General features: G+C 66.0%; 20 protein-coding genes and 1 pseudogene. 6 read left to right on the forward strand and 15 right to left on the reverse strand.

What is annotated here, in order from left to right; all coding sequences use genetic code 11:
- From QLQ85_RS14580 to QLQ85_RS14600, 5 genes and pseudogenes are all read right to left on the reverse strand, one after another.
- Positions 1 to 209 (reverse strand): annotated as a pseudogene (locus QLQ85_RS14580) (benzoate/H(+) symporter BenE family transporter); the annotation flags it as partial.
- Between the two features lie 68 nt (positions 210 to 277).
- Entirely contained in the window at positions 278 to 1,072 is a 795-nt protein-coding gene (gene benD / locus QLQ85_RS14585) for a benzoate diol dehydrogenase BenD (protein WP_282739665.1), read from the reverse strand.
- Positions 1,069 to 2,109 carry a benzoate 1,2-dioxygenase electron transfer component BenC gene (gene benC / locus QLQ85_RS14590; RefSeq protein ID WP_282739666.1) on the reverse strand — a complete coding sequence of 347 codons (1,041 nt, stop codon included), beginning with the start codon at positions 2,107 to 2,109 and terminating at the stop codon, positions 1,069 to 1,071. The genes benD and benC overlap by 4 nt, the downstream gene beginning before the upstream one ends.
- 111 nt (positions 2,110 to 2,220) lie before the next feature.
- Positions 2,221 to 2,511, reverse strand: a complete 291-nt coding sequence (gene catC, locus QLQ85_RS14595; RefSeq protein ID WP_282720070.1) for a muconolactone Delta-isomerase — start codon at positions 2,509 to 2,511, stop codon at positions 2,221 to 2,223.
- Positions 2,512 to 2,542: 31 nt separating this feature from the next.
- Entirely contained in the window at positions 2,543 to 3,664 is a 1,122-nt protein-coding gene (locus tag QLQ85_RS14600) for a muconate cycloisomerase family protein (protein ID WP_282739667.1), read from the reverse strand.
- Between the two features lie 104 nt (positions 3,665 to 3,768).
- On the opposite strand from QLQ85_RS14600, the gene QLQ85_RS14605 reads away from it, so the two are divergent.
- The gene (locus QLQ85_RS14605; protein ID WP_282720068.1) at positions 3,769 to 4,671 is read left to right on the forward strand and encodes a LysR family transcriptional regulator; all 903 of its coding nucleotides are present in this window, start codon (positions 3,769 to 3,771) and stop codon (positions 4,669 to 4,671) included.
- A gap of 18 nt (positions 4,672 to 4,689) precedes the next feature.
- Here QLQ85_RS14605 and QLQ85_RS14610 read toward each other — a convergent pair whose 3' ends face one another.
- Positions 4,690 to 5,298: a class I SAM-dependent methyltransferase gene (locus QLQ85_RS14610; RefSeq protein ID WP_282739668.1), complete on the reverse strand. Its 609-nt coding sequence runs from the start codon at positions 5,296 to 5,298 to the stop codon at positions 4,690 to 4,692.
- 46 nt (positions 5,299 to 5,344) lie between these two features.
- Entirely contained in the window at positions 5,345 to 5,968 is a 624-nt protein-coding gene (locus QLQ85_RS14615; RefSeq protein WP_282739669.1) for a LysE family translocator, read from the reverse strand.
- Positions 5,969 to 6,054: 86 nt separating this feature from the next.
- On the opposite strand from QLQ85_RS14615, the gene QLQ85_RS14620 reads away from it, so the two are divergent.
- Positions 6,055 to 6,189, forward strand: a complete 135-nt coding sequence (locus QLQ85_RS14620) for a hypothetical protein (RefSeq protein ID WP_282739670.1) — start codon at positions 6,055 to 6,057, stop codon at positions 6,187 to 6,189.
- Positions 6,190 to 6,239: 50 nt separating this feature from the next.
- Here QLQ85_RS14620 and pobA read toward each other — a convergent pair whose 3' ends face one another.
- Entirely contained in the window at positions 6,240 to 7,436 is a 1,197-nt protein-coding gene (gene pobA, locus QLQ85_RS14625) for a 4-hydroxybenzoate 3-monooxygenase (protein WP_282739671.1), read from the reverse strand.
- 290 nt (positions 7,437 to 7,726) lie between these two features.
- Here pobA and QLQ85_RS14630 point away from each other — a divergent pair, with 290 nt between their 5' ends.
- A complete protein-coding gene (locus QLQ85_RS14630) occupies positions 7,727 to 8,665 on the forward strand; it encodes a helix-turn-helix domain-containing protein (protein ID WP_282739672.1) in 939 nt (312 codons plus the stop codon).
- Between the two features lie 32 nt (positions 8,666 to 8,697).
- Here the strand turns inward: QLQ85_RS14630 and QLQ85_RS14635 are convergent, their stop codons facing one another.
- The 4 genes from QLQ85_RS14635 to QLQ85_RS14650 form a co-directional block, all read right to left on the reverse strand.
- Positions 8,698 to 9,987, reverse strand: a complete 1,290-nt coding sequence (locus tag QLQ85_RS14635) for a TRAP transporter large permease (RefSeq protein WP_282739682.1) — start codon at positions 9,985 to 9,987, stop codon at positions 8,698 to 8,700.
- Between the two features lies 1 nt (position 9,988).
- Positions 9,989 to 10,516 (reverse strand): TRAP transporter small permease, encoded by a 528-nt coding sequence (locus QLQ85_RS14640; protein WP_282739673.1) that lies wholly within the window; start codon positions 10,514 to 10,516, stop codon positions 9,989 to 9,991.
- 5 nt (positions 10,517 to 10,521) lie between these two features.
- The gene (locus QLQ85_RS14645) at positions 10,522 to 11,553 is read right to left on the reverse strand and encodes a TRAP transporter substrate-binding protein (protein WP_282739674.1); all 1,032 of its coding nucleotides are present in this window, start codon (positions 11,551 to 11,553) and stop codon (positions 10,522 to 10,524) included.
- Positions 11,554 to 11,803: 250 nt separating this feature from the next.
- Complete coding sequence (locus tag QLQ85_RS14650; protein ID WP_282739675.1) at positions 11,804 to 12,499, reverse strand: GntR family transcriptional regulator; 696 nt, start codon at positions 12,497 to 12,499, stop codon at positions 11,804 to 11,806.
- Between the two features lie 133 nt (positions 12,500 to 12,632).
- Between QLQ85_RS14650 and QLQ85_RS14655 the strand changes: the two genes are divergently transcribed.
- The 3 genes from QLQ85_RS14655 to QLQ85_RS14665 all read left to right on the forward strand — a co-directional run bounded on the left by QLQ85_RS14655 (position 12,633) and on the right by QLQ85_RS14665 (position 15,758).
- The gene (locus QLQ85_RS14655; protein WP_282739676.1) at positions 12,633 to 13,715 is read left to right on the forward strand and encodes an aromatic ring-hydroxylating dioxygenase subunit alpha; all 1,083 of its coding nucleotides are present in this window, start codon (positions 12,633 to 12,635) and stop codon (positions 13,713 to 13,715) included.
- A complete protein-coding gene (locus tag QLQ85_RS14660; protein WP_282739677.1) occupies positions 13,712 to 14,680 on the forward strand; it encodes a PDR/VanB family oxidoreductase in 969 nt (322 codons plus the stop codon). Before QLQ85_RS14655 ends, QLQ85_RS14660 begins: the two co-directional genes overlap by 4 nt.
- Before the next feature lie 67 nt (positions 14,681 to 14,747).
- Positions 14,748 to 15,758, forward strand: a complete 1,011-nt coding sequence (locus QLQ85_RS14665; RefSeq protein WP_282739678.1) for a TRAP transporter substrate-binding protein — start codon at positions 14,748 to 14,750, stop codon at positions 15,756 to 15,758.
- Between the two features lie 83 nt (positions 15,759 to 15,841).
- Here the strand turns inward: QLQ85_RS14665 and QLQ85_RS14670 are convergent, their stop codons facing one another.
- The 3 genes from QLQ85_RS14670 to QLQ85_RS14680 form a co-directional block, all read right to left on the reverse strand.
- Positions 15,842 to 16,969 carry an MBL fold metallo-hydrolase gene (locus tag QLQ85_RS14670; RefSeq protein WP_282739679.1) on the reverse strand — a complete coding sequence of 376 codons (1,128 nt, stop codon included), beginning with the start codon at positions 16,967 to 16,969 and terminating at the stop codon, positions 15,842 to 15,844.
- A gap of 62 nt (positions 16,970 to 17,031) precedes the next feature.
- A complete protein-coding gene (locus tag QLQ85_RS14675; RefSeq protein WP_282739680.1) occupies positions 17,032 to 17,433 on the reverse strand; it encodes an ABC transporter substrate-binding protein in 402 nt (133 codons plus the stop codon).
- 72 nt (positions 17,434 to 17,505) lie between these two features.
- On the reverse strand, positions 17,506 to 18,651 hold a 1,146-nt coding region (locus QLQ85_RS14680), incomplete at its 5' end, for a benzoate/H(+) symporter BenE family transporter (RefSeq protein ID WP_282739681.1).

Raw genomic sequence — 18,651 nt, forward strand, 5'->3', positions numbered from 1 at the left:
AGGCCGTTGATCATCAGGTAGCTGATGACCCAGATCATGATGAAGTGGGAATCGAGCCCCGCGGCGGTGCCGGCACTGATATGGATGATGCCGGCGCTGAGGCCGAAGATGCCGGCGACGAGACCCGCGCTGACGTTATCGACGTTGAGGTCTCGAAGGAAGTCTCCGGGCGCGCGCCTGAGGCTGACGCCCTTCTCGATATGTTTCACGGTGAGCTCCAGGGGGTGTTGTCGTTGGTATTCTGTTGACGGCGTGGGCCGAGCCAGCGCGAAGATGGCTAGCCTTGATCGCCACCCGCCACCGGCAGCACGCTACCGGTGATGTAGCTGGCGTCGTCGGAGGCCAGGAAGAGGATCGGTGCGGCCATCTCGTCCAGGGTGCCGTAGCGGTGCATCAGGCAGCTCTCCCTGGTCTGGTCGATATGCGCCTGGAACCAGGCCTGCTCCTGCTCGTTGCGCGGCTCGGGCGTGCCGCGCGAGATACGCCGCGGCGGCGCCTCGGTACCACCGGGGGCGGTGGCCACGACCCGGATGCCGTGCTCGGCATATTCGAAGGCCAGGGAGGCCGTCATAGCATTGATCCCGCCCTTGGCCGCCGAGTAGGGAATCCGGTGGATACCGCGGGTCGCCGCCGAGGACACGTTGACGATGACGCCACTGCCCTGCGCCACCATGGCCGGCAGTGCGGCGCGGCAGCACCACAGGGTCGGCATCAGCGAGCGCGTGATCTCGGCGGCGATCTCGGTATCGCTGAACTCGGTGAACGGCTTGAAGTTGATGGCGCCGCCCACGTTGTTGATCAGGATGTCGAGCCGGCCGAAGCGTTCGACGGTGCGGGTCATCACGTCCACGGCACCTTCCCAGGTCTCCAGGTCGGCCTGCAGGGCGATGGCATCCACGCCCTGCTCGCAGAGCCCGGCCACCACCTCATGGATGAGGTCGGCACGATCCACCAGGGCCAGGCGGGCGCCTTCGGCGCCGGCCCGCTCGGCGACCCGTCGGCCGATACCCTGGGCCGCCCCGGTGACGACCATCACCCGGTCCTGAAAACGCACGCCCATGAAGCGGCTCATGCGGCCTCCCCCACCTGGTTCGGTGTGAACTTCTCGTAGTGAAAGCTCTGGGGCACGATCCCCTCGGCATCGAAGTGCTTGAGCACGGCGTCGACCATGGGCGGCGGCCCGCACAGGTAGACGTCGACGTCGCCGTCGTGCATCACCTCGGCGTCCATGTGGTGGGTCACGTAGCCCTTGTGCGGATGATCGCTGGCTTCGTCCACTACCACGGTGGCGTAGGTGAAGGTCGGCAGTCGCTCCTTGAGAGCCTCCAGGGCATCCACCTTGACCAGGTGATCGTCCTTGTTGACCCCGTAGATCAGGTGCACCGGCTGATCGCCGCTCTTCCCGTCTTCCCGTTTCTGGGCCAGCTGGGCGAGCATGGAGAGGAAGGGCGCGAGGCCCGTGCCGCCCGCCAGCATCAGCACCGGGCGGGTGACCTCGCGGATGTAGAAGCTGCCCAGCGGCCCGGTCAGGGTCAGGTGATCGCCCACCGCGGCGCGCTCGGACAGGTAGCCGCTCATCACCCCGCCCGGGATGTTGCGGATCAGGAAGGTGGCGCGCTTCTCGCCCGGCAGCGAGCTGAAGGAGTAGGAGCGATGTGCCCCGGCACCCGGCACGTCGATATGCACGTACTGGCCGGGCAGGAAGCTGAGCTCCGCACCGTCATCCAGATCCACCACCAGCTCGATGCTGTCCTCGGAGAGCCGCTCGACCGCGGCTATTGTGCCCTCGACCTTGCCCACCTCGGTCTTGCACAGGGTGGAGGCCACGGGGACCTGGATGACGCAATCCGCGGACGGCACCATCTGGCAGGTCAGCACCATGCCCTCGGCGGCCTCCTCGTCGGAGAGCGCGTCCTCGATGTACTCGTCACCCATGTCGAACTCGCCCTGTTCGCAGTGACCCTTGCAGGTGCCGCAGACGCCGTCGGAACAGTCCATCGGCAGGTTGACCTTCTGCCGGTAGGCGGCGTCGAGGACCGTTTCCCCGGCCTTGCAGCCGATGAAGCGGGTGACGCCGTCCTCGAAGTTCAGCGCGATGGTGTAGCTCATGGTCGTTCTCCTCCCGCACCGGGTCGGCGTGACCCGGTCGGATTGATGGATGTCGATGACCGCTTGTCGAGGCCGGCGACGGCCTTCGTGCCGGTGCGGCCGGACGGCGACTCAGGTGTCGTCGTCACGCACGGAAGAGGGATGCCGGCACAGCGGCTTGACGGAGATCTCCATATAGGGAAAAAGCGGCAGGTTCGAGACGAGCTCCTGCAGCTCGGCGTTGTCCTCGACGTCGAAGATGCTGACGTTCGAGTAGCTGCCGGCCACCCGCCACAGGTGGCGCCACTTGCCGGAGCGCTGCAGCTCCTGGGAATAGGCCTTCTCGGTGGCCTTGATCTCGGCGGCCTGCTCGGCCGGCATCTCGGGGGGCAGCTTGACGGTCATTTCCACCTGGAACAGCATCCGGTCTCTCCTTCTGGGTTGGCTCTGAGGTTCATGACTTACGCGAATAGTGGGCCAGCTTGTCCTCATCCAGCCGGACGCCGAGGCCGGGGCCGGTCGGCAGCTCGACGCCGAAGTCGTGGTAGCGCAGCGGCGTCTCGACGATGTCGTCCTCGAGCAGCAGTGGGCCGAACATCTCGGTGCCCCAGGCCAGCTCGGGCAGGGTCGCCCAGGCGTGCAACGAGGCAGCGGTGCCGATGGTGCCCTCCAGCAGGGTGCCGCCGTAGAGGCCGATCCCCGCGGCCTGGGCCACATGGGCCAGCTCCAGCACCCCATGCAGCCCCCCGGACTTGGCGATCTTCAGGGCGAAGGCGCCGCTGAAGCCGCCGGCCGCCAGGTCGAAGCCGTCGCGGGCGTCCTGCACCGCCTCGTCGGCCAGCATCGGCACCCGGAAGCGATGGGCCAGGCGGATCAGCCCGGCGTGCTCGCGGGCCGGGATGGCCTGTTCGATCAGCGCGATGCCGGCCTCCTGCAGCGCGGCGATACCGCGCACCGCGGTGGCCTCGTCCCAGGCCTGGTTGACGTCGACGCGCACGCTGGCCCGGTCGCCCAGGGCCTCCTTGATGGCCGCCACGTGGGCCACGTCCCGGTCCACCGGGTTGGCGCCGATCTTCAGCTTGAAGTCGCCGTGGCGACGCTGCTCCAGACGCAGCAGGGCCTCGTCGATGTCCCTGGCGGTGTCGCCGCTGGCCAGCGTCCACAGCACCGGCAGGTGGGCCTGGCGGGCGCCACCCAGCAATGCCGCCACCGACAGGCCCAGGCGCTTGCCCTGGGCGTCGAGCAGCGCGGTCTCCAGCGCCGACTTGGCGATCATGTTGCCGCGGGTGTGGCGCGCCAGCCGGGCGCGCAGGGCGTTGATGCTGTCGGCGGGCTGGCCGATCAGCAACGGTGCCAGGTAGCTGTCGATGTTGCGCTTGATGCTCTCGGGGCTCTCGGGGCCGTAGGCCAGGCCGCCGATGGTGGTGCCCTCGCCCAGGCCCTCGATGCCGTCGCTGTCGCGCAGCCGCACGATGACCAGGGTCTGGCAGGCCATGGTGGTCATGGAGAGCTTGTGGGGGCGGATGGTCGGCAGGTCGACCAGCAGCGTCTCGATGGACTCGATCAGGGGTGTCATGGTGGCTCCCAATCCGGGGAATCTAGTGGTTGGGTGGCAGTGTGATTGCAGCCGGAGGGCGGAACCAATATTGTTTGGGTGCCGAGCCATACCCAGGAGGTATCATGGAGCTACGCCACCTACGGTACTTCTGCGTGGTCGCCGAGGAGCTCAACCTCACCTGTGCCGCCGAGCGGCTGCATATGTCTCAGCCACCTTTATCTCGACAAATCAAACAGTTGGAAATGGAAGTCGGGGCTGAACTGTTCGAGCGTGGCCCCCGCGGGCTGCGCCTGACGCCCACCGGACTGTTCTTCCAACAGCATGCCCTGCAGATACTCGAGAAGGTGGATGCCACCGTGGAAGCCACGCGCCGCATGGCGCGCAGCCAGCGCGTGCTGTTCGGCATCGGCTTCGTGCCCTCGGTGTTCTACGGCCAGTTGCCGCTGCTGGTGCGTGGCTTACGACAAAAGGATAATGTCGAGCTGACCCTAGTGGAGCTGACCACCGTGCAGCAGGTCCAGGCGCTGAAGGCCGGGCGCATCGACATCGGCTTCGGCCGCCTGAGGATCGACGACCCGGACGTGGAGCAGGAGGTGCTGTTCGACGAACCGCTGATGGCCGCCCTGCCCGAGGGCCACCCCCTGGCAGGCACCACCCCCACCCTGGAGGAGCTGGCCCGCTACCCGCTGATCCTCTTCCCCGCCAAGCCGCGCCCCAGCCTGGCCGATACGGTCCTCGGCCTGTTCCGCCGTCATGGCCTCAAGGTGGAGGTGGTGCAGGAAGCCAACGAGCTGCAGACCGCGCTGGGCCTGGTGGCCTCGGAGATCGGCATCACCCTGGTGCCGGAACAGGTCAAGCGGGTGCGCCGGGATGGCATCGTCTTCGTCTATCTGGCCGACAAGAGCCTCACCTCCCCGGTGCTGTGCAGCCGCCGCCGCGGCGAGAAGCCCTCGCCGATCATGCAGGAGGCCAATGCGATCCTCGAGGTGCTGGTGGAGAACCGGCGCACCGGGCGCTATCCGTGACACGTCGGCTTGTGAGCCTCAGTCGAGGGGCTTCGCCACGGCCAGGCATGACGCCCGGCCGCCGTGCCGTGACAGCAGCGTGAACTCCTCCAGCGCCAGGCCGGCGGCGTCGAGCTGCGACTTGAACGCTTCTTCGTAGGTCACGCGGCCGAAGTCGATGCTGGTGAGCCGCTTCAGCATCGGCTTGAGGCGCTCCATGAAGCGTGAAGGCTGCTGCTGGATGGTCAGGGTGAAGTAGAGGCGTCCGCCCGAGGTCAGCATCCCAGCGCAGTGGCGCAGCGCCCGCTCGGGCTCCGGCAGCAGCATGAAGCTGGCGGAGAAGTAGACGGCATCGTAGGGCCCGCCCTGATGATCGTAGACGGACTCGAGACGCACCTCGGCACGCTCGGCCAATGATGAATCTCGTAGCCTGCGCCGGGCGCGCTCGACATAGTCGCCGTCGATATCGATGCCGGCCACCCGCAGGCGCTTTTGCAGCACCCGTTCGGCGTTGGCCAGCAGCGCACCGGCGGTACCGATGCCGACGTCGAGCAGTGCGGCATCCTCGGGCAGGCGTTCCACCACCTCGGCATACCAGCGCGCGGTGAGCCTGAGGATCAGGGTGTCGTAGAGCAGGCTTCGAATCATGGACGCATCTCAGCAGAACGGAAGCGTCGCACCGATGAACCCCGTGCTATCGGCTCACGATAAGTCGTAGCCCCAAACCTCCCAGGCAGCTGGCTGTCACCCGGTCGATGATGCTCTTGAAATGCAGATAACCATCGCGAAAACGTGGGATGGAGAAAGCATAGGCGATGAGGGAAAACCACACGAACTCATTCAGAAAAACGACCAGAAGAAGCGCGGCTATCAGGCCATTCGAAGGCTGTGGAGGCAACAGCGTGATCAGGATCGACCCCATGAAGACAACCACCTTCGGATTCGACAACTGTACCAGCAACCCTCTAAAGAATGATTTGCACGGTGAAACGGCTGGCTTGGCAACTGAGGCATCAAAGTGCATGGGTACGTTGGCATTTCGCCAGAGCTGAAACGCGAGATAAAAAAGATAGGCAGCACCGGCGACCTTCATGCCGGTATAGACCCAAGGGGCCATGGCGAACAGCAAATGAAGCCCGAACAACGCGGCAAGCACCCAGGTCACCGATCCAACTCCAATGCCGAGTGCTGTCCAGATTGCCGCATTCCGCGAGGTGGAGATCGCTGATCGGGCCACGACGAGCAGGCTCGGTCCCGGGCTGATAACGGCCAGTAGATGTGCAACGCCGACTCCTACCAGAACCAAGAGGAGTTCCATGGGCTACCTCGTTAAATGAATTGTTGGCGGGCAATAAGCGCATTCTGGACCAATTCGGCACTCTTTTCCTTACGAGGAAATGGAATGTGGCCAACGAGCAGCCGAACTCGCCGGTGGCTTGCAGCCGCCGCCGCGGCGAGAAGCCCTCGCCGATCATGCAGGAGGCCAATGCGATCCTCGAGGTACTGGTGGAGAACCGGCGCACCGGGCGCTATCCCTGAGCGTCGGCTTCCCTCTTCCGGGCCAAGGAGCCAATCATGGCGACGCGGGCCTATTCCAGCGACCCGTAGGGCAGGCCCACGTAGTTCTCGGCGATGGTGGTCAGCCCCGCCTCGGAGCTGGTCACGTAGTCGAGTTCGGCCTGCTGCATGCGGGTGGCGAAGTCCTCCTCCTCGGAGAACTTGTGCAGCATGGAGGTCATCCACCAGGAGAAGCGCTCGGCCTTCCAGATCCGCTTGAGGCAGGTCTCGGAGTAGCGCGGGATCAGGTCGGTCCGTCCCTGCTGATAGACCTTCACCAGTAGCCGGTAGAGGGTGTTGACGTCGCTGGCGGCGAGGTTGAGTCCCTTGGCACCGGTGGGCGGCACGATATGCGCGGCGTCGCCCACCAGGAACAGGCGGCCGTGCTGCATCGGCTCGACCACGAAGCTGCGCAGCGGCGCGATGCTCTTCTCGATGGAGGGGCCGGTCACCAGCTTCTCGGCCACGTCATCGGGCAGGCGGCGCTTGAGCTCCTCCCAGAAGCGCTCGTCGGACCAGTCCTCGACCTTCTCGTCCAGCGGCACCTGGAGGTAGTAGCGGCTGCGGGTCGCGGAGCGCATGCTGCACAGGCTGAAGCCGCGCGCGTGGCGGGCGTAGATCAGCTCATCGGCGACCGGCGGGGTGTCGGCGAGAATCCCCAGCCAGCCGAAGGGGTAGACCTTCTCGAACTCGGTGATGCGGCCCTCGGGGATCGACCGGCGCGATACGCCATGGAAGCCGTCGCAGCCCGCCACGTAGTCACAGTCGAGGCGTATCCTCTCGCCATCCTTCTCGAAGGTCACATAGGGCTTGGTATCGTGCGCGTCGCTCTCCAGGTCGTGGAGCCGGACGTTGTCGGCCTCGTAGATCGTCTTGCCGCCGCTCGCCTCACGGGCCTCCATCAGGTCGCGGGTCACCTCGGTCTGGCCGTAGACCATCACCGTCTTGCCACCGGTCAGCCCCTTGAGGTCCACCCGCACCCGGCGGTTGTCGAAGGCCAGCTCGACCCCATCATGGGGCAGGCCCTCGGCGTTCATGCGCTCATCGACCCCAGCCTCGTGCAGCAGGTCGACCATGCCCTGCTCCAGCACCCCGGCGCGGATCCGGCCCAGCACGTACTCGCCGCTCTTGCGCTCGAGGATGACGTTGTCGATGCCCTGGCAGCTCAGCAGTTGGCCGAGCAGCAGGCCGGAGGGTCCGGCACCGATGATGGCGACTTTAGTCTTCATGGGGATGCCTCTACTAGAAACACTACACAAATGTCTGCGCGGGCGAATCACTGCGTTGCGCGCTGCTCGCAATCCTCACCTAGTACCGCATAGGCTCCGGTTGCTGCGCTGCGGGCGCCTTGTGCTTCATCCCGCTCGCCAATTTGTGAAGCGTTTCGCGAATTTCTTGGATGATGTGGTGACTTGCATTTTTCAATGAATTATCCCGACAAGTAAGGCATGATCGCCATCAATACTTGGACATTACGCGGATATCGCACCGACTTTGGTCGCATCCCCAGGAGGCCGCCATGCCCACGCCCCCCACCGCCTCGGTGCCGGTCTTCAAGCTCTACGGCGAGACCCGCCACTGGCCCACCCCGGACCTGCTGCACTGCGAGTCGATTCCCGAACGCAGCCGGCTGCACGACTGGCACATCCGCCCCCACCGCCATGCCGACCTGGTGCATGTGCTGCACGTGGCCAGCGGCTGCGTCGCCCTGGAACTGGAGGGCACCCCCCACCGCCTGGAGGGTCCGCTGGCCATCGTGGTACCGGCCATGGCGATCCACGGCTTCCGCTTCTCCGAGGATATCGAGGGGCATATCGTCACCCTGGCCCAGCCCCTGGCCGAGCACCTGGCCCACAGCCTGGCCGAACAGGGCAAGGCGCTGGCCCGCGCCGACTTCCACATGCTCGACCGGCCGGACGCGGCGCGGCGCATCGCCACCCTGGTGGGGCAGATCGACGAGGAGTATCGCCAGCCGGCGCCGGGGCGCACCAGCCTGCTGGAGGCGCTGATCCAGGCCCTGGTGGTGGAACTGTCGCGGCTCGACACCTCGCGAGACGAGCGCACGCCTCGCAGCGGCCGACAACAGCGACACAAGGGCTACGAGCACCTGGCCAGCCTCCAGGCGTTGATCGAGGCCCAGTACCGCCAGCAGCCCAGCGTCGAGTCGCTGGCCGGCCAGCTCGGCATGACCAGCGCCCACCTCAACACCCTGTGCCGGCGCCTGGCCGACCGCAGCGCCCTGCAGCTGCTCCACGAGCGCCTGCTGCTGGAGGCCAAGCGCCAGCTCACCTACACCAACATGACCATCGGCCAGGTGGCCGACGCCCTGGGCTTCTCGGAACCGGCCTACTTCACCCGCTTCTTCAAGCGCAATACCGGCCTATCTCCGCGGGACTTCCGGCTGCGCCAGCTGGCAACCGAGGCCCCGGAACGCCACGCCCCCGGCCAGGCGAGCTGAACCGGGGCGTGGCGAGCCGTCGACACGGCGGCTCAGAGCAGGAACAGGGTGGACAGCACCGGAAAGGCGATCAGCAGCGCCAGGCGCACGAAGTCCGAGACGATGAAGGGCGCCACGCCGCGGAAGATCTCGCCCAGCCCCACGTGAGGCGCCATGGCCTTGATCACGAAGACGTTCATGCCCACCGGCGGGGTGATCAGCCCGAGCTCCACGGTGAGCACGGTGACGATGCCGAACCACACCGGGTCGATGCCCAGTGACTGGATGATTGGGAAGACCACCGGCACCGTGATCACCAGCATGGCGATGGAGTCCATGAACATCCCCAGCACGAAGTAGAGCAGCAGGATGCACAGCACCACCAGGATCGGCGCCAGGTCCACGCCATACAGGAAATCGCTGATCGAGAACGAGATCCGCGACACCGAGATGAAGTAGCCCAGGGTCTCGGCGCCCACCAGCATGAAGAACACCACCGCGGAAAGCGCCAGGGTCTCCTGGACGCTCTGCCACAGGCCGGTCAGACGCATGCCCTTGACCAGGGCGTAGAGCAGGGTGGCGAAGGCCCCCACGCTGGCCCCCTCGGTGGGGGTGAAGGCGCCGAAGTAGATGCCCAGGATCATCACCAGGAAGACCGCGAAGAAGGGTACCAGGCCACCCATCGACAGCAGCTTCTCCCTCCAGGCCGTGGGCTCGCCGGCCACCGCCAGGGCAGGCCGCAGGCGCATCACCACGCTGACCGTCAGCGCGTACATCACCAGGCCCATCAGCCCCGGCACCAGGCCGGCCATGAACATGTCGCCCACCGACTGTTCGGTGAGGATGGCGTAGATCAGCAGCGCGATGGAGGGCGGAATCATGATGCCCAGGGTACCGCCGGCGGCCAGCGCCCCGGTGGCCAGGCCGCGGTTGTACCCGTAGCGCTCCATCTCCGGCAGGGCGACTCGGGTCATGGTGCTGGCGGTGGCCAGCGAGGAGCCCGAGATCGCCGAGAAGACCCCGCAGGAGCCAATGGCAGAAATCGCCAGCCCGCCTTTCCAGCCGCCGCAGATGCTACGTGCCGAGTCGAACAGCTTGCCGGCCATGCCGGAGTGCGCCGCCAGCACGCCCATCAGGATGAACATGGGCACGGCGCTGAAGCTGTAGTTGGAGAGCACCTCCACCGGCACCGTCTTCACCTGGGCGATGGCCGCGTCCCAGCTGATCACCTGGGCGAACCCCACCACCCCGACGACCAGCATGGTCAGGGCCACCGGCACGCGCAGCACCATCAGCACCAGCAGCAGGGCCAGCCCGATGGCGCCGATCATCTCACTCCCCAGTTCATTCACCACCGGACACCTCCTGTGCGACGCCGAAGACCGCACCGAGCAGCGCATGTATCAGGCTGCGCACCCCCAGCAGCAGGCTGAGCGCCGCGGCTACCTGGTAGATGGGCCCCATCGGCAGGCGCAGGTCCTGGGTGATCTCGCCGTGACGGGTCGCCGCCACGGCCGAGTCGAGCAGGCCGAGAAACAGCACCAGGCCGAGCGCCGCGAAGCCCAGCAGGTAGAGGCCGTGCAGGCGGTGCTTGAGGGCGGGCGCGAGGCCATGGGAGAAGGCCTCCACCACCACCTGGCTCTTCTCCACGTTGGCCGCCATGGCGGCCAGCAGCGAACAGAGCATCAGGTAGCTGACCAGCTCCACGCTGCCGGTCACGCGCAGGGCGATGGCCCCCTCGGTGAGGCGATAGAGGTAGCGGGTGCCGACATCGGCGATGGTCACCGCCAGCAGCCCCACCAGGGCGAGGCCGGCGACGACGCGGCAGACGAGGGCCAGCCAGCGACTGGCCCTTTCCAGGAATGCCTGCATCGCCCTTATCCCTGATCGGCGGCGCAGGACGCACTGGCGGCGAGGGCGGCCTCGTAGACCTCGCGCGCCTGGTCGAGCCCGCGCTCCTCGAGCTGAGCCAGGTAGCCCTCGATGCCGTCCTGGAGCGGCTGCTGCCAGTCCGGGTGCTCCAGCGGGGCCTCGATCTCGCGGATGGTGTGGCCGGCTTCCTCGGCCTCCTGCTTGCCCTCGACGTCGAGCCGGTCGAAGACCACGCCGGCCTTCTCGGCCCACTTCATGCCGGAGTTGGCGTCGATCACCGCCTGCTGCTCGGGGCTCAGGCCGTCGTAGGTGCGCTGACCCATGGTGGCCACGAAGATCAGGGTGTAGAAGGGCACCTCGGTGTGGTACTCGACCAGCTCATTGATGCGGAACCCCTTGAGCCCTTCCCACGGGAAGCTCAGGCCATCGAGCACGCCGCGCTGCATGGCGGTGTAGATGTCCGGGGCCGGCATGCCCACCGGGTTGGCGCCCATGTTCTCGAGGATGTCGCCGGCCACGGCGGTGGGACGGCGGATGCGCAGGCCCTCGAGGTCGGCCGGCGTCTGGACGTCGGTGTCGATGGTGTGGATGCCGCCCGGCCCGGTGGTGAACATGAACAGCGGCCGGGTGTCGGCGTACTCCTCGTCGAAGTGGCCGTCGTCGTAGAGGGTCTGCAGCACGCAGGCCCCCTGGGTAGCGGTGGTCGCCACGCCGGGCAGCTCGACGAGCTGCGACAGCGGGAAGCGGCCGGCGGTGTAGCCCTGGGCCGTGGCGCCGATGTCGGCGATGCCGTTGCCCACCGCCTCGTAGATGGCGTCGGGCTTGGCCAGGGTGCCGGAGGGGAACATCTCGACGCGCAGCTCGCCGCCGGACTCCTCCTCGATGGTGTCGACCCAGGCCTCGAAGATCTCCTGGTTGATGCCCGAGGCACCCGGCCAGAAGTGGGCCATGCGCAGGGTAGTGGCGGCGTGAGCGGAAGTGGCGGTGAGGCCGGCGATGGCGGCCGCCAGCAGGCAGCGGGACAGGGTGCGGTTCATCAGGATGCTCCGGTTATCGTTATGGTGCACTGCATGTTCGCGATGCGAACTCTCGTTCGGCTGTAGCCTCCGAACGTAACCCGCCGCGCCGCCCTCGCGAAAATCGACCTTGGTCGATGGCACGCGCCCCGGTCGCGGATAACGGCGGCATCGGTGGAGTTATCATTTTCCCCGAAGCCGCTCGCCAAATAAGGCAAAATCAGCACGATCGCTTGGACATTTCCAAGATAACGGGGCGACTTTAGTCGCATCACCGCGCGCCACCCGGCCCCGCGCCCAGGCCCAGCAGCTCCCCGTAGCGCAGGCCGATGAAGGCGTGCTCGCGCATCAGCATCTCGGCCCGGGCCCCCTCGCCGTGGCGCAGCGCCTGGACCACCAGCTCGTGCTGCATCTGGGCCAGCTGCAGCTTGCGGTACTCCCGATCCAGGGCCTCGCTGTCGATGACGATGGAGTCGGCGGCGGCGAAGGGCAGATGGTTGTTGCGGGCGATGGCATCGCCGATCACCGGGCTGCCGGCCGAGCCGACGATGGCCTCGTGGAAGTGGTGGTTGAGCTCGCTCCAGGCGTCGATGTCGCGCTCCTCCAGGTAGCCCTTGGCCAGCAGCTCCCGCCCCTTCTGGATCCAAACCTGCAACTCGGCGTCCAGGTCCGCCGACAGGCCCTGCTCGGCCAGGCGCCGGGCCGCCAGCCCCTCCAGCACCCCTCGCACCTCCACGGCACAGAGCACATCGGCGTCGGTGAACTCCCGCACCATGAAGCCGCGCTTACCGGCCCGCTGCAGCAGCCCCTCCTGCTCCAGGGTGCGGAAGGCCAGGCGCACCGGAGTCCGCGAGACGCCCAGCTGCTCCGACACTGCCACCTCGCCGAGGCGTTCGCCCGGCCGGTAGGCCCCCTCGCCGATCAGCTTGCGCAGCCGGCTCACCACACTCTTGTCGCTGTTGCTCACCCGATTTCCCTGATGTCGTTGCACATTCTCGTTATCGCCACCAATGGATCCAACTAAAGCATAAGTTGACCAATTATACACCCCGAGGCTCTACTTTGGATCCAAACACAAGATTCCCGCCGAGGAGAGAACCGTGACACTCCAAGCCCCCTATTCCAATGCCCCCTATCCCAAGAATACCTGGTACGTCGCCTGCACCCCGGACGAGATCGAGGACAAACCGCTAGGGCGCACCATCTGCAACGAGCCGATCGTCTTCTTCCGCGGCGACGAGGGCCGCGTGGCCGCCGTGGAGGACTTCTGCCCCCACCGCGGCGCTCCGCTGTCGCTGGGTTATGTGCGCGACGGCAAGCTGATCTGCGGCTACCACGGCCTGGAGATGGGCTGCAACGGCAAGTGCGCCGGCATGCCGGGCCAGCGGGTCCGCGGCTTCCCGAGCATCCGCGCCTACCCGGTGGAGGAGCGCCACGGCTTCGTGTGGATCTGGCCGGGCGACCCGGACCAGGCCGACCCCGACCTGATCCCGGCACTGCACTGGGCCGACAGCCCGGACTGGGCCTATGGCGGCGGGCTCTACCACATCCAGTGCGAGTACCGCCTGATGATCGACAACCTCATGGACCTGACCCATGAGACCTATGTGCACGCCTCCAGCATCGGCCAGCCGGAGATCGAGGAAGCCGCCCCCGAGACCCGTGTCGACGGCGACGAGGTGGTCACCAGCCGGCACATGGAGCATATCCCGGCGCCGCCCTTCTGGCAGGCGGCCCTGCGCGGCAACGGCCTGGCCGACGACGTGCCGGTGGACCGCTGGCAGATCTGCCGCTTCACCCCGCCGAGCCACGTGCTGATCGAGGTGGGCGTGGCCCATGCCGGCCACGGCGGCTACCAGGCCCCGGCCGAGGTCAAGGCCTCGAGCATCGTGGTGGACTTCATTACCCCCGAGACCGACACCTCGATCTGGTACTTCTGGGGCATGGCGCGCAACTTCAAGCCCGAGGACGGCGAGCTCACCGAACGGATCCGCGAGGGCCAGGGCCAGATCTTCGCCGAGGACCTGGAGATGCTCGAGGCCCAGCAGCGCAACCTGCTGCGCCACCCGGACCGCCAGCTGCTCAAGCTCAACATCGACGGCGGCGGCGTCCAGGCGCGGCGCATCATCGATCGGCTCCTCGCCGAGGAGCGCGAGGCCGCCACAGGGGAGGCCACGGCATGAGCGGCGCTCCCCTGTCGCTGATCGTCGAGGTCAAGGCGCGCCACCAGGCGGCCCGCGACATCGTCACCCTCGAGCTGGCCGACCCCCATGGCCGGCCGCTGCCGGCGTTCAGCGCCGGGGCGCATATCGATGTACAGGTCAAACCGGGGGTCGTTCGACAGTACTCGCTATGCAACCACTCCGAGGAGCGCGACCGCTACCTGATCGGGGTGCTGCGGGATCCGGCCACCCGGGGCGGCTCGGTGGCCATGCACGAGGAAATTCAAGTGGGCGATCTGGTTCAGATCAGCGCGCCCAAGAATCACTTCCCCCTCAAGCCGGCCGGGCGCACCCTGCTGCTGGCCGGCGGCATCGGCATCACGCCCTTGCTGTGCATGGCCGAGCGCCTGGCTCACACCGACGCCGACTTCGCACTGCACTACTGCACCCGCTCCGCCGAGCGCACCGCCTTTCGCCAGCGCATCGCCGCCTCCGGCTTCGCCGAGCGGGTGCACTTCCATTTCGATGACGGCGCACCGGAGCAGAAGCTGGACCTGCAAGCCCTGCTGGGCACACCGGAGCCCGATACCCGGGTCTACGTATGCGGCCCCACCGGCTTCATCGACGCCGTTCTGTCGACCGCCAAGGTCAGCGGCTGGCCCGGCGAACGGCTGCACACCGAATACTTCGCCGGCACCGTGGCCGACACCGCGGATGACGACAGCTTCGAGGTCAGGATCGCCAGCAGCGGCGCCAGCTTCACCGTGCCCGCCGACAAGACGGTGCATCAGGTCCTCACCGAGCACGGCATCGAGGTCATGGTCTCCTGCGAGCAGGGGGTCTGCGGCACCTGCCTGACCCGGGTGCTGGAGGGCGAGCCCGACCACCGTGATCTCTATCTGGATGACGACGAGCACGCCGCCAACGACCAGTTCACTCCCTGCTGCTCGCGGGCCAGGAGCAAGGTCCTGGTGCTGGATCTCTGAATGGCCGAACGACCGTGACGCCGCCCCCGTGGCGCCCGAAAGATAATCACAACGAGAGAATCCCCGGATGAACCCGACCAAGACCGTTATCGCCAGTGCCCTCGCCCTGACGTTCACCACCGCCGCCCTGGCCGAGGCCAGCACGACCCTCAGGGTCGCCCATGTCTGGCCCGGCGGCTCGCTGATCGACCGCGAGCTGTTCCAGGCCTGGGCGGAGAGCGTCGAGGCGGTCTCGGAGGGCCGCCTCGAGGTGGAGGTCTACCCCAGCCAGACCCTGGCCAAGTCCGACAAGGCCTACCAGAGCACCGTCAGCGGCATCGCCGATATCGGCGCCTCTGCCCAGGGCTACACCGCCGGCCGCTTCCCCCTGACCCAGGTGGTCGAGCTGCCCGGCGTCTCGGCCAGCGGCCGCCAGGGCGCCTGCATCCTGCAATCGCTCTACGACCAGGGACACCTGGACGAGGAGTATGCCGACACCCGGCCGCTGTTCCTGTTCACCACCGGCCCCGGCTACCTGCACACCAAGGAGCGGCTGATCGAGAGCCCCGAGGACCTGGCCGGCCTGCGCCTGCGCCGCCCCACCCCGGTGGTGGGCGACATGTTCGAACGGCTCGACGCCCAGGCGGTGGGCATGCCGGCGCCGGACGTCTTCACCGCCATGCAGCGCGGCGTGGTCGACGGCCTGAGCTTCAACTGGGAGGGCATGAAGACCTTCCGTCTCAACGAACTGGCCGGCTACCACACCGAGGTGCCACTCTACGACCTGTCGCTGTTCGCCACCATGAGCCAGCGCAGCTATGACGGCTTGCCCGAGGACCTGCAACGGGTCATCGACGACCACAGCGGCCTGGAGTGGTCGCTGCGCGCCGCCGCCGTCTACGATGAGCTGATCCGCCAGGGCCGCCAGGACGCCGAGGCGGCCGGCCACGACTTCCTGGTCATCGAGGACGCCCTCACCCATCCCGACTGGGGCCCCGTGCTGCAGGAGACCATCGACCGCTACCTGGCGGAGAACGGCGACGAGGCCGGCGAGATCTACGAGGCCGCCCTGCAGCTCCAGGAGCGCTGCGAGGCCTGAGGCCGGAACAGCCCGGAAAAGAACGCCGGCGGGCCCGAGGGCCCGCCGGCGGTGTCATAATGCAGTCGAGGCTATCCTCTTCATCAATCACCAACAACCACTCGTGTCAGCGGCCTTCCTATGACGACTTCCCCACTGAACCCGCTGACATGCCGAAGCCAGTCCTCATCGCTCACGGTAGCCGGAGCCAGATGGGAAAGCACCAAATGGCCAACCTGTGCTTCTTCTGCAACTTCTCCTACCTCTTCAACGGGCGTGTGGGATTCCAGCAGATGATGCAGCTTTGCCTCCTCCGCCGCAGACCTGGGCTCAGGGAACAGGCTATTCGCCCACTCCGTGCTGATCACTTCATGCACCAGTACATCGGCGTCCTTGGCCATGCGGATAAGGTTGTCATTTTTATTGGTATCACCTGAAAAAACCACCGACCCGTCCGCCGTATCGAAGCGATAAGCATAGCTTGGATACATTGGGGCATGGTTCACAAGGGTTGCGGTTACCACAACATTATCATCCCGATATACTTCAAATGGATCCATGTCTGGAGATACATTCACTTGAGGCCCAGGTATTCCGTCCGGAAGCTGAATATCCTCTACATTTATATACTTGCTTGGGTGTGGCATCCCACTATCCCGGATATTGTCGTTGAGATCGGAGGCGTACGCCGAGAAAATCTTCTCGACGGTCTCTGACATTCCCGGAGTAGGGCTTTCAGGATTCACCAACACCTCTTCACCTTTCAAGCTCTCAGATACAGGAGGGAGTTCCCCACGCGATGCCGGGCCAACTATGCGAACAGGAGAATCCTTTTTCCTCAACCCTTCGGTTGATCCAAACAACAACAACCGAGGCAAGTCGATGATATGATCGGAGTGTAAATGAGTCACGAAGGCAGCCTTGATGTTTTCCAGCCCACTAAATCCACTCGATGCCTTCTCAGTACCCAACCCCGCCTCATAATATCGATCGTGCCAACCACGCCCAAAATCAACAATGTAGTGATCATCACCGACAACCAGCGCTGCAGAGAATCCGCCTGATGGATGCCCTCCATAGGAAGTCCTTCCCGCCGCCCCCCCCAGTATCACCAACTCCGTACCCGACTGATGGTTTCCATCGGCTTCGACACCACCTTGTGCATAGCTAGTATCAAGGCCTGCAAGCCCAGCAACACACACGCCCAACATAAAAATTCTCTTGTTATTCACGGCTTCGCTCCTTTGGCGGAAATGATTTCTTATCTTCTCCAGAAAGAATGGCGTTGAACGGGTCACATCCGGCACTCGGAATCCGGGGCCTCCAGGGCCTCGTGGGCAATCCCCACCACCGCGTGCTGGCCGTCACGGATCTCGCGCAGGTAGACGTTCCGGATGGGATGGGATGGTACGCCCTCTCCCTTGACCAGCCGGCTCATGTTCTGGGGCGTCTTGGCGGGATTGGCTTCTGAGTCCAGCTCGAGGGTCTCGACCACACGGCCACCCAGTCGACCGCCGTTCTCGTCGATGGCCAGGGCCAGGCCGTTGGTGATGGCCTCGCCCAGGGCGGCGTAGGTACCGGTGTAGGGCAGCATCAGGCCGAGCCGAAGGGAGTCATTGATTTCGACGCCGCTCTCGGCCCAAGTGGACTGGCCGGCCAGCAGCTCCGTCAGTAGTCGGTAATGTCTTGCCATCATTATTCTCTCTTCAGTGATTTCGTCAGGAGGGTGGAGTGCAGGTTCCTGCCGTAGGCTGTCATCGGCGAAGACTCAGCCTGCCCGCTTGCTCAATGCCGGCCGCTTGGCCAATGGTCGGGCGACGGCGAAATCGAAATCCCGGGTCTCGAAGATCAGCGACACCAGCACGCCCAGCACCAGCGCCCAGAAGGACGAGCCGATGCCCAGGATCTGCAGGCCGGAGGTGGCGATCAGGAAGGAGAACAGCCCCCCCATCTCGTGCTTGCCCGAGAACGCCATCTGCATCGCTGAGGTGATCACCCGCAGCAGGGCCAGGCCGGCGATGATGGCGATGAAGTAGCCCGGCATGGCCTGGATCAGGCTGACCACGAAACCATAGAAGGGGGCGCCCAGCATGAAGATGGCGCCGGTGATCACCGCCGCCACCCAGCGCTTGTCGCGATCGCCGGCCTCCGGCGAGGCACAGATACCGGTGGCAGGGGCCGCGATGCAGGTGCTGTGCAGGTTGAAGAAGGCCGAGATCATGGTGCCGACGCCACCCACCGCGGTGATGGCATTGGCCGGCACCTCCTTGTAGCCCATGCCCTTGACCAGCCCCACCCCGGCGGGGGTCTCCATGCCCACCAGGATGAGGGCCAGCGGCAGGCCATAGGCCAGGAAGGCGCCCAGGGTGAACTCCGGGACGATGAACTCGGGGAAGGTCACCGAGAACGCCACGCCGGAGAAGTCGACGCCGGAGTAGGCCATGTAGGCGATGCCGGCCAGCATGGCGACGATCAGCGGCGGCACCCGGCGCAGCAGACGCGCCGAGAAGAAGAAGGCCAGGATCATGATCGCCGCCGGCAGCATGGCGTTCTCCAGCGGGGCCACCATGTTGAGCCCGAACTTGAGCAGGATGCCGGCCACCATGCCCATCACGATCGGCATCGGGATCAGCTTCATGACGATGCCCATCACCCCGGCCAGGCCGGCGACCAGCGAGATGGCGCCGGCGATCAGGGTGGCGCCCAGGGCCGCCTCGAGCCCGACCACGGGAATGATCGCCGCGAACAGCAGGGCTCCGGGGATGGAGTTGGCCATGGGCAGGGGCAGCCGGTAGTAGGCCGGCATGACGAGGCCGAACAGGCCGTTGATCATCAGGTAGCTGATGACCCAGATCATGATGAAGTGGGAATCGAGCCCCGCGGCGGTGCCGGCACTGATATGGATGATGCCGGC

This window comes from Halomonas kalidii (assembly GCF_030010475.1).
Taxonomy (GTDB): domain Bacteria; phylum Pseudomonadota; class Gammaproteobacteria; order Pseudomonadales; family Halomonadaceae; genus Halomonas; species Halomonas heilongjiangensis.

Coding starts and splice junctions, on each gene's coding strand:
- benD (WP_282739665.1), bottom strand. CDS start 1,072: ATGAGCCGCTTCATGGGCGTGCGTTTTCAGGACCGGGTGATGGTCGTC.
- benC (WP_282739666.1), bottom strand. CDS start 2,109: ATGAGCTACACCATCGCGCTGAACTTCGAGGACGGCGTCACCCGCTTC.
- catC (WP_282720070.1), bottom strand. CDS start 2,511: ATGCTGTTCCAGGTGGAAATGACCGTCAAGCTGCCCCCCGAGATGCCG.
- QLQ85_RS14600 (WP_282739667.1), bottom strand. CDS start 3,664: ATGACACCCCTGATCGAGTCCATCGAGACGCTGCTGGTCGACCTGCCG.
- QLQ85_RS14605 (WP_282720068.1), top strand. CDS start 3,769: ATGGAGCTACGCCACCTACGGTACTTCTGCGTGGTCGCCGAGGAGCTC.
- QLQ85_RS14610 (WP_282739668.1), bottom strand. CDS start 5,298: ATGATTCGAAGCCTGCTCTACGACACCCTGATCCTCAGGCTCACCGCG.
- QLQ85_RS14615 (WP_282739669.1), bottom strand. CDS start 5,968: ATGGAACTCCTCTTGGTTCTGGTAGGAGTCGGCGTTGCACATCTACTG.
- pobA (WP_282739671.1), bottom strand. CDS start 7,436: ATGAAGACTAAAGTCGCCATCATCGGTGCCGGACCCTCCGGCCTGCTG.
- QLQ85_RS14630 (WP_282739672.1), top strand. CDS start 7,727: ATGCCCACGCCCCCCACCGCCTCGGTGCCGGTCTTCAAGCTCTACGGC.
- QLQ85_RS14640 (WP_282739673.1), bottom strand. CDS start 10,516: ATGCAGGCATTCCTGGAAAGGGCCAGTCGCTGGCTGGCCCTCGTCTGC.
- QLQ85_RS14645 (WP_282739674.1), bottom strand. CDS start 11,553: ATGAACCGCACCCTGTCCCGCTGCCTGCTGGCGGCCGCCATCGCCGGC.
- QLQ85_RS14660 (WP_282739677.1), top strand. CDS start 13,712: ATGAGCGGCGCTCCCCTGTCGCTGATCGTCGAGGTCAAGGCGCGCCAC.
- QLQ85_RS14665 (WP_282739678.1), top strand. CDS start 14,748: ATGAACCCGACCAAGACCGTTATCGCCAGTGCCCTCGCCCTGACGTTC.
- QLQ85_RS14675 (WP_282739680.1), bottom strand. CDS start 17,433: ATGATGGCAAGACATTACCGACTACTGACGGAGCTGCTGGCCGGCCAG.